We start from the raw sequence: 14,814 nt of genomic DNA, 5'->3' as shown, positions 1-14,814 counted from the left end.
CTAACGCTTGCCGGGCACGGGCAGGTCGACGTCCACCGGATCGGGGGTGGGCAGGGCGGCGGGGCGGCGGGCGTCGAGGATGACCAGGGCGACGCCGCCGGTGAGCAGGGCGATGCCGGGCCAGGCGGCCGTGGGCGGGACCTGGTCCAGCCAGGCCCAGCCGAGCAGGGCCGCGCCGGGCACCTCCAGCAGGATCAGCACGCTGATCGTGGTCGCCGAGATCTTGTGCAGCGCGTAGTTGAACATCGAGTGCCCGAGCAGCTGCGCGCCCGCCGTCAGCGCGATGATGGCCAGCCAGGTCTGGTCGTCGAAGCCGGTGAGCCGTACGCCGAACAGCAGGCAGACCCCGAGCAGGACCACGGCGCACACCGAGTAGCAGACCGTCGTGTACGTCGTCGTGGTCGTCCGCTCCCGCGCCTTCTCGCCGAGCGCCGTGTACACCGCCGCGAGCAGTCCTCCGGCCACCGCGAGCAGGTCACCGGCCACCGCCGTACCCCCACGGGTGAAGTCGGCCCCGGTGGCGATCGCGGCGCCCACCACCGCGGTGCCGATGCCCAGCCAGGTCCAGCGGCCGAGGCGGCGGCCCTGGCCGAGCGCGATGAGCCCGGCCCAGATCGGCTGGGTGGCCACCAGCGCGGTCGCGGTCGCCACGGTGGTCATCTTGACGCTGGGCACCCAGGTGGCGAAGTGCGCGGCGAGCGCCACGCCGGCCAGCACGCTCCACCGCCAGGCATGGCCCTCGCGCAGGCCGAGCAGCTCGCCGCGGCGGCGGGTGAGGGTGACCGGGGCGAGCACGCCCACGGCGAGGGCGTTGCGCCAGAACGCGATGGCCAGCGCCGGCGCGGCGGCGTACGCGATGAGGGCCCCGGAGGACGAGACGGCGATGATCGCCACGGTGACGGCGGCGATGGTGAGCGAGTCGAGCCGGGGGCGCATGAGGCCCGATCCTGCCAGGTGCAGCTCAGGGCGGCGTCGGCAGATCGACATCTACGCCTTGGAATCAGGCACGTACTGAACGCGATCATCCTATGTACTTCACGTGATCGCCTGATTACCCTTCCGCGAATGGATTCAGAACCCTCGTTATCCTGCGCCGTGCCGCGCGCGATCCTCTTCGATTTCTACGGCACGCTGACCTCGGCCTGCACTCGTGGGCCCGCGCACGCGAGAGTGCCCCGGCTGCTGGGCTGCGACCCCGCCGAGTACTTCGCAGTGCTGGAGACCTCGTTCTACCCCCGGTGCCGGGGGACTTACGGCGACGCGCTGGAGACCATGCGCTGGGTGGCCGATGAGCTGGGTGTACGCGTCACGCCGGGGCGGCTGCGGGCGGCCCAGGCGGCCCGGCTGACGGCCGTTCGCGCCGACACCCGCCTGCGGCCGGAGGCCGTGCCCGTGCTCTGGGCGCTGCGCCGGACCGGGGTGCGCCTCGCGGTCGTCAGCGACTGCGCCTGGGAGCTGCCCGAGATCATGCGGGCGCTGCCCATCGACCACCTGATCGACGTGAAGGTGTACTCGGTGCACGTGGGGCAGAGCAAGCCGCACCCCCGGATGTACCTCACCGCGTGCGAGCGGCTCGGGGTCGAGCCGGCTGAGTCCGTGTTCGTCGGGGACGGCGGCTCGCGGGAGCTGACCGGCGCGCAGGCGCTCGGCATGCGGGCGATCCGGCTGGCCGCGCCGGATCTCGCCGAGCATCTGCAGTACGCGAGCGACGACGCCTTCACGGGCGAGACGGCGGCGAGCCTGGCCGAGGCGGCAGTGCTGGCCACGGCCGCCCAGGCGGTCGCCGTCTGACCCGCGAGACGGCTCGGCGCCACTGACCCGCGAAGCGTTAAGGCGCCCCTGACCTGCGAGGTGTCAAGAAGGGCACCTTCTACAACGCATAGCGTGCCGAGCTGCTGCTCGTCTCGCTGACGCGAGCCGACGAAGGTGCCCTTCCTTTCAGCCCTGGCGGATGGACTGGCCGCCGTCGATGACGAGCATCTGGCCGGTGATGTAACCCGCGGCGGGGGAGCAGAGGAAGGCGATGGTGGCGGCGACCTCGTCCGGGGTGCCGGGGCGGCCCATCGGGGTGTCGTAGCCCTGCTTCAGCTCGGCGAGGGTGGAGGCCGAGGTGTGGATGGTGCCGGGGGCGACCGCGTTGACGGTGATGCCGTCGGCCACCAGCTCCATCGCCAGCGCCCGGGTCAGGCCCAGCACACCCGCCTTGGCGGCGGCGTAGCCGGCCTCGGCGGGCAGCGCGTTCACCGGGCCGGCCGTGGCCGACAGGTTCACGATGCGGCCCCAGCCGCGCTCGGACATGCCGCCGAGGAACGCCCGGCTGCACAGGAACGCGGTGGTGAGGTTGCGGTCGATCTCGGCGTGCCACTCCTCGAAGGTGAGCTGCGCGACCGGCCGGATCACCTCCACGCTGGCCCGGCTGGTCAGGCCGGCGTTGTTGACCAGGATGTCGACGTCGCCGAGCTGCTCGGTGACCGCGTCCGCCAGGGCGCCTACCTCCGCCTCCAGCGTGAGGTCCGCCACGAAGCCGAGCACGCCCAGCTCGCCCGCGCGCTCATGGATGCGCCGGGTGGTGGAGACCACGGCGACCTTCGCGCCGAGGGCGGCCAGCTGGCGAGCGGTGGCGAAGCCGATGCCATGGGGGCTGCCCGCACCGGTGACGAGTGCGACCCGGCCGTCCAGCCGGAAGAGATCCATCCGCTCGTTCATGGCTCGATCCTGCCGGTTTGTCCGGGCTGACGCCAGTAGGGGGCCGCCGCTTACGCTGAGCGTCACTCCCAGACGTGGACGGAGCAGCGATGACCGACCCCTCCGCGCCGCCGCCCGGCGTGGCCGCCCCCGCGCCGAACCCGTACCAGGCGGCACCCCCGCCCGGCATGCACCCGGCGTACGCGCCGTACGGCTATCCGCAGCAGGTCTACGCGGTGCACCCGTACGCGATCGGGCGGCGTACCAACGGCATGGCCATCGCGGCCATGGTCACCTCGCTGCTGGCCCTGGCCTCGATCTGCATGTACGGCCTGCCCACGATCGTGCTCGGGCCGGTCGGGGCGATCATGGGCCATGTCACCCGGCGCCGCATCCGGACCACGGGCGAGGAGGGCGACGGCATGGCGCTGGCCGGCATCATCATCGGCTGGGTGTCCACCGGCCTGGCCCTGATGTGGCTCGTCGTCATCGTGGCGCTGGTGCTGCACAGCATGGACGCGCCGCCGACGGCGGTCCCGGCGGACACCTTCTGACGGCCCGCGCGGGCGATCACGCATCCTTGACGTATGGCCGCACTTCCTGAAGCCCTCGCCGAGGTACGCGAACTCCTGCTGGCACCCGACCTGGTCCGGGCGACCGCGGGCGGGCAGCGCCGGGGCGGGACCCCGTCGCTGGTCAGCGCCACGCTGCGCCCGGTCACCCTCAAGGCGGGGCAGCGGGTGCAACTGGTCACCGAGGACGGGCAGCGGCCCACCACGGTCAACCTGGCGCCCGGCGCCGAGCTGGCGAGCCGGGTCGACGAGCTGCTGGACGAGCCCTTCGGCAGCTGGGTGGTGGAGACCGGGCGCGGCACGCTGCGGCTGCAGGCGACGAAGAAGGGCGCGGTGCTGCACCGCTCGGCGGGGGCGGCCCCGGCCGCCGACACCGGGCACGACCGGGCCAAGGAGCACCTGATCGACCCGGGCGACCCGCTGTACGCCGTGATCGGCGGGGACGCGGCCAAGCGCCGCCAGGTCGACGCGTTCCTGCGCGCGCTGGACGCGACGCTGCCCGACCCGGCGCAGCTGCCCAGCCCGCTGCACGTGGTCGACCTGGGCTGCGGCAACGCGTACCTGACCTTCGCGGCGTACCGGTACCTGTCCGGCCGGGGTGTGGACGTACGCCTCATCGGCGTGGACGTGCGGGCCGACCAGCGCGAGCGCAACACGGCGCTGGCCGAGCGGCTCGGCTGGGCCGAGCACGTGACGTTCGTGGCCGGGACCATCGCCGACGCGCCGGTGCCAGCCGCGGACGTGGTGCTCGCGCTGCACGCCTGCGACACCGCCACCGACGACGCGCTGGCCCGGGCCCTGGCGTGGGACGCGCAGTGGATCCTGGCCGCGCCGTGCTGCCACAAGGACCTGTCCCGCCAGCTGCGCCGCCAGCCGCCCACCGGGCCGGCGGGCCTGCTCACCGCGTACGGCATCCTGCGTGAGCGCTTCGCCGACGTGCTCACCGACACGGTGCGCGCGGCGCTGCTCCGCGAGCACGGCTACGCCGTCGAGGTCGTCGAGTTCATCGACTCCGCGCACACCCCGCGCAACGCGATGATCCGCGCCCGGCGTACCGGCCGCACACCCGCCGCGGAGGAGCGCGCCGAACTGGCCGCCCTCCTCGCCGAGTGGCGCATCACCCCCCACCTCGCCACCCTCCTCCCCAGCTGACCACCCCGCCAGCCCCTGACCCCGTCGCCCGCCAAGATCACGTCGATCTTGCGCGAAGTGTTGCCCATATGCCCGATTTGGGCGTGTCGCACCCACAGTCCGCGCAAGATCGGCGCGGTAGAGGGGGGCGGTGGGGTTAGGGGGTGAGGGCGTGGGTTAGGGCGGTGGCGGTGTCGGCGAGCAACGTGTCCTGGGGGAGGGGGGTGCCGGCGAGGGTGGAGACCAGGGTGGGGAAGCCGGGGAGGGGGAAGCCGTCGTCGGTGGCGATGGCGGGTTCCTGTTTGGCCAGGGAGGCTCGGGTGCGGGACCAGGCGTCGAGGAGTTCGCGGCGGGAGGGGACACCGAAGCCGTGGCCGACGGGGGCGCTGTGGCGCAGGCGGACCACGGCCGAGTCGGTGAGGGTGGCGGCCAGGCGGCAGCCGTGGGTGATCTGCTCGGCGCGGCGGGGGTCGAGGCGGCTGTAGACGCTGCAGCGGCGGAGGCAGGACGTCGCGCACACGGACAGCGCCTGCGCGGTGTTGGAGTGCTGGCGGTCCAGGTAGGCCCGCCAGCCGGCGTTGTTCTCGTGGGCCACGGTCAGCGCGCGGCGGGCGGCCGACTTCTCCGGCTTGGTGTGGGGGCACTCGCGGTCCTCGAAGTCGCCCCAGGCGCTGCCGTCGCCGCCGACCGCCGCGGGCAGCCGCACCGGGTCGGCCGCGTGCCCGAGCACCCGCTCCCAGACCAGCAGCGGGCCGTACTCGCTGGCGATGTGCACCACCGCGACCACCGCGTTGGTCTCTCCGCGCCGGAAGCGCGCGGCGAGCACCTCCAGCAGCAGCCGGAACGCCGGGCGCATGCTGCCCAGCGCGCCGCGGTGCGCCTCGCGGGGAGCCTGCGGCATCCGGCAGGCCAGCGCCCGCTCACGCAGCTCCTCGGGCACGCTGTCGCCCGGCACCCGATCGGCGACGGCGTGCTCGGTGTTGGCCTCGTACGCGGCGTTGCGCTCGCCGAAGTCCTCGGCATCGAGGTCCATCAGGCGCTGCCCGAAGGCGCACAGCCGCTGCACGTGGGCCACCCGCGCCGGGGTGAGGCCGCCCGCGCCCTGCGCGGCCAGGGCGGCCACGTCGGCAAAGGAGTACCGCCCGGCGAGCGCGATGAGCACCTCGTGCGCCGTCTTCACACGGGTCAGTGTTCCACGTACGGGCTCAGCGGGAAGGCACCCCGAGCAGCGCGCACGCCTCCCGGTAGAGCCGGGTGACCTCGACGCGGACCTGGGCGCGCTCGGTGAGCCGGTGTGACCACGGCACCCGGATCGCCGTCTCCACGCCGTCGATCACGGCCCGGAACTCGATCGCCTGATTGTCCATGCCGGACATGGCCGCCGCGGTCGCCGCCGGGCGGGTGCCCTCGGGCAGCGCGGCGCGGCAGATCAGCAGCGAGTCGCCGGCGTGGTCGTCGTTCATGTGCTTCATGATCTGGGCGACGACCTCGGGCGGGAACGGGTTCGGGTGCAGCCTGCCCAGGTCGGCCAGCACGTCGGTGTTGAGCCGGTAGGCGAGCTTCACCTCGTCGATGACCCGGACCTGCTCGGCCGCGTCCCACGGCGCGGCGTCCAGCCGGGCGCGGTACGCGTTCTTGAACCCGTCGAGGTCGGCGACGCCGTCGAAGGCGTAGAAGCGCAGGCCGTCGCCGCCGAGGGTGAGCCCGTACGCGCGGGCGAGGGCGCGGGCCACGTACTGCCCGCCGGACAGGTCGCCCAGGTAGCGGTTGTAGTGGTGGGCCACGTAGCCGGCCGGCCAGGTGAACGCGATCTCGCGCAGGCGGGCGGCGTACTCGGCGGTGGCGGGGGTGGGCGTGAGCGAGTCGCGCCAGGCCGGGCCGAGCAGGAAGGCGAGGTCCGCGGCGAGCGCGGGCAGCCGGGTGAGCGCCTCGGTGTGGAAGCCTCCGGCGACCGGGTCCCCGCTCCAGTGCGCGGCGGCCTCCTCCAGCACCTCGTAGATCAGGTAGTGCTGGGCGGTCAGCGCGGCGTGGGCGGCGACGGTGAGTCGGCCCCGGGTGAGGTCGTCGAGGAACGTCGTCTGCTCGGCCGAACTGTGGTCGGTCCAGGTCGCGGCGCGCAGGCGGGCGGAGAAGGGCTCACTCATGCGCAGCACCGTACGCGAGTAAGGGCACCCTAACCTCAAACTTTAGTTGGGAAAGGGGCGCCCCATGCTGTGTTTCCACAGCGCGGGACGCCCCTTCGGGTGCTTTCGTCAGCCTTCGACCGAGGTCTCCAGGGCTCCTTCGGCCCCGCCCTCGGCCCGGCCGCCCGAACGGCGACGGCGGCGGCGCGAACGGGAACGGGACGCGCCCGCCTCGGCGGCCTCGGCGGGCTCCGCCGGTCCGTCCGCGCTACCGGAGAACTGCGCCGTGAGCGAGCCGTCGGAGAACTGCACGGCCGGTGCGCCGCTCTCGTGCGTCACGGCCGCGACCGCGGACGCGCCACCCCGGCGGCGACGGCGGCGACCGCGCCCCTCACTCGTGCTCTCGTCCGAGCCGGCCGCACTCGTCTCGGCGGCGCCGGTCTCGCCCTGCTCGGCCGGCTCCTCGTCGCCGGTGAGGCGACGGCGGCGGCGCGGTGCGCGCTCGCGGGGCGGCGCCTCCGCGACCGGCCCGCGCTTGCTGCCGCGGCTGCCGCGCGAGCGGCCGCCCAGGTCCTCCTCGACCTCTGCGGACAGGCCCGCCCGGGAGCGCTGGGCGCTGGGCAGGGTGCCGCTGACGTCGGTCGGGATGTCCAGGTCGGTGTAGACCCACGGCGAGGTGTGGTACGTCTCCGGCGGCCCGTCGGGGCCGGTCAGCTCCAGGCCGAGCGTCTTGTCGACGATCCGCCAGCGGGGCATGTCCTCCCAGTCGACGAAGGTCGCCGCGACACCGGTGGCCCCGGCGCGGCCGGTGCGGCCGATGCGGTGCACGTAGGTCTCCGCGTCGTCCGGGCAGTCGTAGTTGATGACGTGGGTGACGCCGGAGACGTCCAGGCCGCGCGCGGCCACGTCGGTGGCGACCAGCACGTCGATCTTGCCGGCCCGGAAGGCGCGCAGCGCCCGCTCCCGGGCGCCCTGGCCGAGGTCGCCGTGGACCGCCGCCGCGGCGAACCCGCGGAAGTCGAGGTCCTCGCTGACCCGGTCGGCGTTGCGCTTGGTCCGGGTGAAGATCATGGTCAGGCCGCGGCCGTTCGCCTGCAGGATGCGGGCCAGCAGCTCCAGCTTGTTGAGCTGGTGCGTGCGGTAGACGACCTGCTTGGTCTGCGGGCTGACGCCCGGCTCGGTGGTGTGCCCGGCGTGCACCGTCACCGGCGTACGCAGGAAGCGGCGCGACAGCGTCACGATCGGGTCGGGCATGGTCGCCGAGAACAGCATGGTCTGCCGCTCTTCGGGCAGCATCTTCAGGATCTTCTCGACGTCGTCGAGGAAGCCCAGGTCGAGCATGCGGTCGGCCTCGTCGAGCACGAGCGCCTTGACCTTGTCCAGCTTGAGGTGCTTCTGCTTGCACAGGTCCAGCAGCCGGCCGGGCGTGCTGACCAGGATCTCGACGCCCGCCTTGAGCGCCTCGACCTGCGGCTCGTAGGCGACGCCGCCGTACAGCGCGAGCACCCGCACGCCGCGGGACTTCCCGGCGCCGGCGAGGTCCTTGGCGACCTGCAGGCCCAGCTCGCGGGTCGGCACGACGACGAGCGCCTGCGGCTGGCCGCCGGTGTCGCCCTCGCCCGGGGCGACCGCGCGGTCGATCAGCGGGATGCCGAAGCCGAAGGTCTTGCCGGTGCCGGTGGGCGCCTGGCCGATCATGTCGCCGCCGCGCAGCGCGATCGGCAGCGCGTACTCCTGGATCGCGAACGCGCGCTCGATGCCCATCGCGGCCAGCGAGGCCACGGTCTCCGGGCGGACGCCCAGCTCGGCGAAGGTCGGCGCGAGGGTAGGAGTGTTCTTGATTTCCGTCATGGAGTTCTGGGGTGCCCTCTCAGTGATCCGCATACGGCGGACCCTGGGGGTTGCCCTGCGGATGTCGGTACGCCCAGTTTCATCGAAGGGCGTATATGTAGTCTCGGCGCGGGGCGCGGCGCGACAGCGGATCAGTTCCCCGTCGCGGTTCGCGATCCGGGGGATCGCGGCGCCGCACACGCGACGACATGGGCATCGGGCCCATGTCAACGTGGTCCATCGTACGGCGTAGTGGCCGTCTGGTCACCAGGTGTGTGGCGAATTCCCGGCTGTTAGTGGGATATGCCACGCAAATCGGTCAGTTATTGAGGCCCACCGCGCTCATCCGGGCCGTGTGCGCGGCCGTCAACCGCCCGAAAAGCTCCTCCAGCGAGCCGCCGTCGATGCCCGACAGCACCAGCGCGGTGAGCGGCGTGCGCTCCAGCGCCACCTGCTGCGCCTGCGACAGCGCTTCGCCGGTGAGCCGGCGTGCCCACATCGACAGCCGGTTGGCGACCTTCGGGTCCGCCGCGATCGCCGCCTTGATCTCGGCCGCCGCGAAGCCCGCGTAGCCGTCGTCGTGCAGCACGTCCAGCACCAGCGCCCGGTCGGCGTCGGCCAGGCTGCCCGGCGGCAGCACCCGGGCCACCTCCCGGAAGAAGTCGTCCGAGATGCCCTCGCCGACGTACGCCTTGGTCAGCGCCTCCAGCCAGTCGCCCGGCTCGGTGTTGTCGTGGAAGCTGCGCAGCGCCGCGACGAAGGGGCGCATCGCCTCCTCGGGCTCGGCGCCCAGCTCGCCCAGGCGGTCCGCCAGCCGCCGGTAGTTGCCCATCTCCGCCGCCGCCATCTCGGCCAGCGCTGCCTGGCGGGACAGGTCCGGGGCGAGGCGCGCGTCGGCCGCCATCCGGTCGAAGGCCAGCAGCTCGCCGTAGGCGAGCATGCCCAGAAGATCGATCACACCCGGGTCAGCGGACACGTGCGCAGGATACCGGCCGGACGCACGGACGGCACGGCGCGCGCGCCGTGCCGTCCGTCAAAGGAAGTGCCTCAGCGGGCGGTGAAGCCCACGCTGCGCGTCGAGGCTTCCGCGATCTCCACATAAGCGATCTTGTCCGCCGGTACGACGACCCGGCGGCCCTTCTCGTCGACCAGGGTCAGCACCTGGGACTTCGACGCGAGCGCGTCGGCGACCAGTTGCTCGACCTCGGCGGGCGTCTGCGCGCTGTCCACCACCAACTCGCGGGGGGCGAACTGCACACCGATCTTGACCTCCACACAACCTCCTCGGCTCGTCCCCGAGCCTACCGCCGTCCGGGCTGGACGATGGCGTGGCGGCCCGGCCGCTCTCATCGATCTTGCGTCAGTGCTCGGTGCCGGTGAGGGGGAAACTGCTGATGCCGCGCCAGGAGAGGGTGGTGATGAGCTGCTCGGCCTCGTCCTGGGCCACGATCCGGCCCCCGGCCAGCCACCAGCGGGCGGAGACCTGGGCGGCGCCGCACAGGCCCGCCGCGAGGACCTCGGCGCGGGCGCGGCTGACGCCGGTGTCGGCCATGATGGTCTCGGTTATCGCCTCGACGGACAGGCGCTCCATCCGGTCCACCCGCTCGGCGACCGCCGGGTCGTTGCGCAGGTCGGACTCGAAGACCAGGCGGTAGGCCTCGCTCTCGTGGGAGACGAAGTCGAAGTAGGCGCGCATCGCCCCGCGGACACGTTCCTTGTTGTCCGTGGTCGCCGCCATCGCCGACCGGATGCGCTCGGCGAACGCGTCGCAGTGCGTGTCGAGCAGCGCGAGATAGAGCTCGAGTTTGCCGGGGAAGTGCTGGTAGAGGACCGGTTTGGACACCCCGGCGCGCTCGGCGATGTCGTCCATCGCGGCGGAGTGGTAGCCCTGGGCGACGAAGACGTCCTGAGCCGCGGCGAGCAGCTGCTTGCGTCGTGCCGACCGGGGCAGCCGGGTCGGCCGGCCCGTGGCTGTGGAGCCGTTCGGGTTGGCGCCACTGGTGGCCGCGGTCATGGAATCTCCTCACCCTGCGGACGGATCCTTCGACGGATCTTGCAAACTGGCCCGTCGTTGCAACTTATCGTCATTCGCCGTTCACGGTAGCCTCAGCGTGGGCGACGGAGGAGCGCACGGTGGACGTAACAGGGCAGACCGACAGTACGACGGGACCCGACGAACCAGGTAACGGTTCGACGGCGAACGGGCGTAAGCCCGGAGGATGGGCCGACGAGCGTACGGGAGGGTGGTCGAGTGCCGGTGCCGCGCTCGAACCGGGATTCGAGCCGTTGACCCCCTGGCACGCCCAGGTGGCCGACCGCCGCGGCATCGAGGCGCTGTCCGGCGCCGACCCGCTGACCGCGACCCTGCTGCGCTCACCCGAGGCCGCCCCACCCGCCGTGAACGGCCAGCACCGCCAGTACGCCGACCAGCGTCCCCTGCCGGAGCCCTCCTCTCCCGGCGAGGACCCGTACGCGGACGAGCTGGCGCAGAGCTCGGCCGAGTTCGCCCGGCACGCGGCGCTCGACGAGCCCACCCCCAGCCACGGCTCGCCCCGCCTGTCCGCCGACCCCGCCCCGCCGGTCTTCACCCCGTTCCACCCGGAGCCGGTCGCCCCGCCGGAGGTGGTCCCGATCCCCGTCATGCCGCCGCTGCCCACGGGCGCCAACCCGGCGCTGACCGTGCCCACGGGCGGCTACCCGGTGCCGCCGCCCGGCCTGCGGCCCTCGCTGCCCGCCGAGCTGACCGGGCCGGTGCCCGCGCTGCCCGCGGCCGACGCGCCGCTGGCCGCCGCGGCCGCCGCCGCCACCCGTGCCGTGCCGCCGGTCCAGGAGGCCCGCATGTCCATGCCGTTGACCAGGGAACGCGAGGAGCCGCCCGCCGCGGCCGCGCCGGAGGCGGACGACCAGCTCTCGCTCGGTGCGCGGTTCGGCATGGCGTTCGCCGAGCCGCCGCTGCCCGTGCGCCCCTCGCGCCAGCCCGCGCCGCCGGACCGTACGCAGCCGGGCCCGGCCGATCGGGCGCCCGCCGCGCGCGCTCCGGAGCACGACGGGCCGGGACGGGCGCCGGACGCCACCCACGAGTTCGCCCGTCCTGTGCTGGACCACCCGGAGGCCGCGCGGCCCGGTGAGCCGGCTGACGGCGGCGGGCGGCGCCCGTCCGGGCCCGAGCAGATCGGCCGCCAGGTCGCCGACGCCGTACGCGGCGGCCGGGCCGGGCAGGAGGTCGCGCAGGCGTCCGGCGGCTCCGGGCGCCAGGAGCCCGCACCGCGCCCCGAGGGCGCGCCCTCGGCGTCGTTCCCGGGGCAGCCCTCGTTCGTGGCGCAGCCGCGGCCGTACATCCCGCCCGCCCCGCCCCCGCCGCACCAGGCCCGCATCCCGCACCCGCAGAGCGGCACCCCCGCCGCGGAACGGGCGGCCGAGCACGTGCCGGCCGCGGCCGAGCGGGGCGACACCCCGGCCGAGGCCGGTGCCGAGCACCTGCCGCAGCGGGTGCCCGCCGTGCCGGACGTGCCGCCGACCATCCACCCGGTCGCGGAGGCGGAGTCGACCGTCGCGGCCACGCCGCAGCTCGACCGCATCGCCTCGCACCTGCGCCGCAACGACGACGACGAGACCGACGAGCGGCCCGACGGGTTCGACGTCGACGCGGTGCTGCGCGCCGTGCGCGGCGTGGCCGGCGTACGCGACGCGGCGCTGCGCACCACCCCCACCGGCGCTCATCACCTGCGGCTCGACCTCGCGGAGGGGGCCGACCCGGCGGCGATCAGCCGGATGGTGGCCCGCATGCTGCAGGAGCAGATGGGCATCGACGCCGCGCCGGCCGGACCGGCCGTGCCGAAGCCCGCCCCCGCGTCCGACGGGCCCCCGCCCACCGCGACCCTGCCCGCCCCGCGCTCCGGCGCGGGCGCCGCGCCGCCGCCCGGCCTGCAACCCGATCCGCTGTCCGACACGCTGCCGCGGGAGCCGCGCCGCCGCCACCCGGTCAACGTGCCCCGGCGCGCCCCGGGTGAGCTGCGCGGGCCGGGCGAGCTGCGGGACCGGGTCGCGGCGCTGCGCTCGGTGAACACCGAGCCGGAGCTGCCCGCCGCCGCGTCGCCGCCGCCGCTGCCGACCGAACGCGACCAGGGCCCCCGGGCGATCATCGAGCACGTGCAGACCAGCACGTTCGGGCTCGACGCCACGGTGGAGGTGCGGCTGAACACCGGCGACCGGCAGGCCGTCGGGGTGGCCAGCGGGCCCGCGGTCGACGCGTACGTGCTGCGGCTGTGCGCCGCGGCCACCGCCGTGGCCATCGACGATCTGCTGCGCGAGGGCACCACCACCGGCGAGTCCGGCCGCTGCTTCGTCGAGCAGGCCACCATCGTGCCGATGGGCAGCTGCGAGGTCGCCGTCGTGGTGGTGTTGCTGGTCTGCGGCGGTTGGGTGGAGCAGCTCGCCGGGTCCGCGCTCGTGGCCGGCGATCCCCGCCGGGCTGTGGTGCGGGCGACTCTCAGCGCGGTGAACAGGCGGCTAGCGGCGTTACTTCCGTAGGGATGTGGCAGGCTGTGTCGATGCGCACCGCCCCCGCACCGACGCGCCGAGCCGATCGGGACGCCCCCGTCCGGTCGTCCCGGGTCGAGTCCGGACGGCTCGCCCGTGCCCGTGCCCGGCAGCGACGCCGCCGTACGGCAGCGGCGTTCGTGCTGCTCGGCGCGGCCCTGCTCGTCGGCATCGACCTGCTGCGCGGCGCGCCGCAGGAGACCGTGCCGACCAGCCGCGTGGCCTCCACGCCGCCGGTGACCGAGAGCGCGGAGCCCAGCGCCGAGCCGTCGCCCTCGGCGGCGCCGTCGCCGTCGCCCAGCCCCGAGCCGGTCTACCAGATCCCCGGGGACATCCCCGCCTCCGGACCGGGCACCTGGACGTACGCCGCCGGCAAGGGCGACGTGCTGGGCACCGCGGGCAGCACCAGGCGGTTCCGGGTGGCGGCCGAGAAGAACATCGCGGACGAGGAGCTGGACACCTTCACCGAGATGATCGACCAGGCGCTGGGCGACCCGCGCAGCTGGATCGCGGGCAGGCAGTACCGGTTGCAGCGGGTGCCCAGCGGGTCGTCGTACAACTTCACCGTCTACCTGGCCACGGGCGAGACCACGCGCCGGATGTGCGCCACCGGCGGCATGGACACGCGCATGAACGGCGTCTCGTACACCTCCTGCCGCCTGCCCGGCCGGGTCGTGATCAACCTCAACCGGTGGCGGCTGTCGGTGCCCGACTACGTCAACGGCAAGATCGATCTGACGATCTACCGCACCTACGTGATCAATCACGAGGTGGGCCACGAGCTGGGCCGCAACCACGAGGGCTGCCCCGGCAAGGGCAAGCCCGCCCCGGTCATGCAGCAGCAGACGTACGGCCTCAAGGGCTGCAAGGCCAACCCGTGGCCGTACGTGGACGGCAAGCGCTACACCGGGCCGCCGGTGGCCTGATGAGCACCGAGCTGGAGCTGTTCGAACCGCGGCGCGAGCACGGCGACCGCGCCTCCGGCGGCGACCGCCCCGGCTTCCGGGCCCGCCGCCGCGCCGTGATCGAGGCACGCCGCCGCCGTAACCGCCGCATCGTGCTCGGCGCGCTCGGCGTCATCGTGCTGCTGGCCGGGATCGACCTGGCCCGCGGCTCGGAGGGCCTGCTGCTCGACGGCCCCGCCGCCCCCGCCGCCTCCGGCGAGACCTCGCCGACCGAGGCCGCCGCCGAACCCGGCGCGTCCGGTCGGCCCCGCGAGGAGAGCACCCCCGCCCCCGAGGGCTCCGCCCCGGCCGCGGGCAGCGGCTCGTTCGCGTACGCCACCGGCACCGGCAAGACCCTCGGCGCGAAGGGCACCCTCAAGCGCTACCGCATCGCCGTGGAGAAGGGCGCCGGCCCGCAGCCGGCCGCCTTCGCCGCCGAGGTGGAGCGCATCCTCACCGAACCGCGCGGCTGGACCGCGGGCGGCACGCTGCGCTTCCAGCGCGTCGCCGAAAAGGGGTCCTACGACTTCACGGTCTTCCTGGCCACCGCGGGCACCTCGCAGAAGCTGTGCGCCGCGGGCGGCCTGCACACCGAGGGCTACCACTCCTGCCGCCTGCCCGGCCAGCTCATCCTCAACCTGGACCGCTGGCAGCAGGCCGTCCCCGACTACGGCGCCCCCCTCGACGACTACCGCGCCTTCGCCCTCAACCACGAACTCGGCCACCAGATCGGCTACGGCCACGAAGCCTGCCCCGCGGCAGGCCAGCCCGCCCCCGTCATGCAACAGCAGTCCACCGACCGCCGAGGCTGCACCCCCAACCCCTGGCCCTACCCCCAGGCCCCCGCCACCCCCACCCTCTACCGCGGCCCCGCCATCCCCTGACCCCTCCCCCGCGCCTTACCCCGTTGATCATGAACTTAGGGACGTGGTCGGCGGCGTGTCGCGACCCCGGGACCGTGATCGAAATTCCCGATGCGGCCCGTGATGC

Annotated in this window: 14 protein-coding genes; 6 read left to right on the top strand and 8 right to left on the bottom strand. The window is 74.2% G+C overall.

The features are described 5' to 3' along the window. The gene (locus tag CS0771_RS04090; RefSeq protein WP_212839831.1) at nucleotides 1-936 is read right to left on the bottom strand and encodes a DMT family transporter; all 936 of its coding nucleotides are present in this window, start codon (nucleotides 934-936) and stop codon (nucleotides 1-3) included. A gap of 129 nt (nucleotides 937-1,065) precedes the next feature. On the opposite strand from CS0771_RS04090, the gene CS0771_RS04085 reads away from it, so the two are divergent. Continuing rightward, the gene (locus CS0771_RS04085) at nucleotides 1,066-1,791 is read left to right on the top strand and encodes an HAD family hydrolase (RefSeq protein ID WP_244870590.1); all 726 of its coding nucleotides are present in this window, start codon (nucleotides 1,066-1,068) and stop codon (nucleotides 1,789-1,791) included. A 147-nt stretch (nucleotides 1,792-1,938) separates the two neighbouring features. Here CS0771_RS04085 and CS0771_RS04080 read toward each other — a convergent pair whose 3' ends face one another. Beyond that, nucleotides 1,939-2,706 carry an SDR family NAD(P)-dependent oxidoreductase gene (locus CS0771_RS04080; protein ID WP_212839830.1) on the bottom strand — a complete coding sequence of 256 codons (768 nt, stop codon included), beginning with the start codon at nucleotides 2,704-2,706 and terminating at the stop codon, nucleotides 1,939-1,941. A gap of 89 nt (nucleotides 2,707-2,795) precedes the next feature. Between CS0771_RS04080 and CS0771_RS04075 the strand changes: the two genes are divergently transcribed. Further along, entirely contained in the window at nucleotides 2,796-3,239 is a 444-nt protein-coding gene (locus tag CS0771_RS04075) for a DUF4190 domain-containing protein (RefSeq protein ID WP_212839829.1), read from the top strand. A 33-nt stretch (nucleotides 3,240-3,272) separates the two neighbouring features. Then, nucleotides 3,273-4,409 carry an SAM-dependent methyltransferase gene (locus tag CS0771_RS04070; protein WP_212839828.1) on the top strand — a complete coding sequence of 379 codons (1,137 nt, stop codon included), beginning with the start codon at nucleotides 3,273-3,275 and terminating at the stop codon, nucleotides 4,407-4,409. Nucleotides 4,410-4,545: 136 nt separating this feature from the next. On the opposite strand, the gene CS0771_RS04065 is transcribed toward CS0771_RS04070, so the two are convergent. The 6 genes from CS0771_RS04065 to CS0771_RS04035 form a co-directional block, all read right to left on the bottom strand. Continuing rightward, on the bottom strand, nucleotides 4,546-5,568 hold the full coding sequence (locus tag CS0771_RS04065) for a hypothetical protein (RefSeq protein ID WP_212839827.1): 1,023 nt from the start codon (nucleotides 5,566-5,568) through the stop codon (nucleotides 4,546-4,548). 25 nt (nucleotides 5,569-5,593) lie between these two features. Then, entirely contained in the window at nucleotides 5,594-6,532 is a 939-nt protein-coding gene (locus tag CS0771_RS04055) for a biliverdin-producing heme oxygenase (protein ID WP_244870589.1), read from the bottom strand. 108 nt (nucleotides 6,533-6,640) lie between these two features. Beyond that, entirely contained in the window at nucleotides 6,641-8,362 is a 1,722-nt protein-coding gene (locus CS0771_RS04050) for a DEAD/DEAH box helicase (protein ID WP_244870588.1), read from the bottom strand. A 298-nt stretch (nucleotides 8,363-8,660) separates the two neighbouring features. Beyond that, nucleotides 8,661-9,317 carry a ferritin-like fold-containing protein gene (locus CS0771_RS04045; RefSeq protein ID WP_244870587.1) on the bottom strand — a complete coding sequence of 219 codons (657 nt, stop codon included), beginning with the start codon at nucleotides 9,315-9,317 and terminating at the stop codon, nucleotides 8,661-8,663. A gap of 71 nt (nucleotides 9,318-9,388) precedes the next feature. Then, nucleotides 9,389-9,616, bottom strand: a complete 228-nt coding sequence (locus CS0771_RS04040) for a DUF3107 domain-containing protein (protein WP_203741842.1) — start codon at nucleotides 9,614-9,616, stop codon at nucleotides 9,389-9,391. An 85-nt stretch (nucleotides 9,617-9,701) separates the two neighbouring features. Next, nucleotides 9,702-10,355 (bottom strand): TetR/AcrR family transcriptional regulator, encoded by a 654-nt coding sequence (locus CS0771_RS04035; protein ID WP_212839825.1) that lies wholly within the window; start codon nucleotides 10,353-10,355, stop codon nucleotides 9,702-9,704. A 272-nt stretch (nucleotides 10,356-10,627) separates the two neighbouring features. Here CS0771_RS04035 and CS0771_RS04030 point away from each other — a divergent pair, with 272 nt between their 5' ends. Genes CS0771_RS04030 through CS0771_RS04020 form a run of 3 tightly spaced genes read left to right on the top strand, consistent with a single transcriptional unit; the run spans nucleotide 10,628 to nucleotide 14,708 of the window. Further along, on the top strand, nucleotides 10,628-12,871 hold the full coding sequence (locus CS0771_RS04030) for a hypothetical protein (protein ID WP_212839824.1): 2,244 nt from the start codon (nucleotides 10,628-10,630) through the stop codon (nucleotides 12,869-12,871). 20 nt (nucleotides 12,872-12,891) lie between these two features. Beyond that, nucleotides 12,892-13,806: a DUF3152 domain-containing protein gene (locus tag CS0771_RS04025; RefSeq protein ID WP_212839823.1), complete on the top strand. Its 915-nt coding sequence runs from the start codon at nucleotides 12,892-12,894 to the stop codon at nucleotides 13,804-13,806. Beyond that, a complete protein-coding gene (locus CS0771_RS04020; RefSeq protein WP_212839822.1) occupies nucleotides 13,806-14,708 on the top strand; it encodes a DUF3152 domain-containing protein in 903 nt (300 codons plus the stop codon). The genes CS0771_RS04025 and CS0771_RS04020 overlap by 1 nt, the downstream gene beginning before the upstream one ends. The last annotated feature ends 106 nt before the right edge of the window (nucleotides 14,709-14,814 follow it).

The sequence above is a fragment of the Catellatospora sp. IY07-71 genome (assembly GCF_018326265.1).
Lineage (GTDB): Bacteria > Actinomycetota > Actinomycetes > Mycobacteriales > Micromonosporaceae > Catellatospora.
Note: the sequence above shows the minus strand (reverse complement) of the source record. Positions and strands in the feature narration are given on the sequence as shown.

What these genes read in the sequence shown, in the direction of transcription:
- CS0771_RS04090 (WP_212839831.1), bottom strand. Translation starts at nt 936, where the DNA reads ATGCGCCCCCGGCTCGACTCGCTCACCATCGCCGCCGTCACCGTGGCG.
- CS0771_RS04085 (WP_244870590.1), top strand. Translation starts at nt 1,066, where the DNA reads ATGGATTCAGAACCCTCGTTATCCTGCGCCGTGCCGCGCGCGATCCTC.
- CS0771_RS04080 (WP_212839830.1), bottom strand. Translation starts at nt 2,706, where the DNA reads ATGAACGAGCGGATGGATCTCTTCCGGCTGGACGGCCGGGTCGCACTC.
- CS0771_RS04075 (WP_212839829.1), top strand. Translation starts at nt 2,796, where the DNA reads ATGACCGACCCCTCCGCGCCGCCGCCCGGCGTGGCCGCCCCCGCGCCG.
- CS0771_RS04070 (WP_212839828.1), top strand. Translation starts at nt 3,273, where the DNA reads ATGGCCGCACTTCCTGAAGCCCTCGCCGAGGTACGCGAACTCCTGCTG.
- CS0771_RS04055 (WP_244870589.1), bottom strand. Translation starts at nt 6,532, where the DNA reads ATGAGTGAGCCCTTCTCCGCCCGCCTGCGCGCCGCGACCTGGACCGAC.
- CS0771_RS04050 (WP_244870588.1), bottom strand. Translation starts at nt 8,362, where the DNA reads ATGACGGAAATCAAGAACACTCCTACCCTCGCGCCGACCTTCGCCGAG.
- CS0771_RS04035 (WP_212839825.1), bottom strand. Translation starts at nt 10,355, where the DNA reads ATGACCGCGGCCACCAGTGGCGCCAACCCGAACGGCTCCACAGCCACG.
- CS0771_RS04025 (WP_212839823.1), top strand. Translation starts at nt 12,892, where the DNA reads ATGCGCACCGCCCCCGCACCGACGCGCCGAGCCGATCGGGACGCCCCC.
- CS0771_RS04020 (WP_212839822.1), top strand. Translation starts at nt 13,806, where the DNA reads ATGAGCACCGAGCTGGAGCTGTTCGAACCGCGGCGCGAGCACGGCGAC.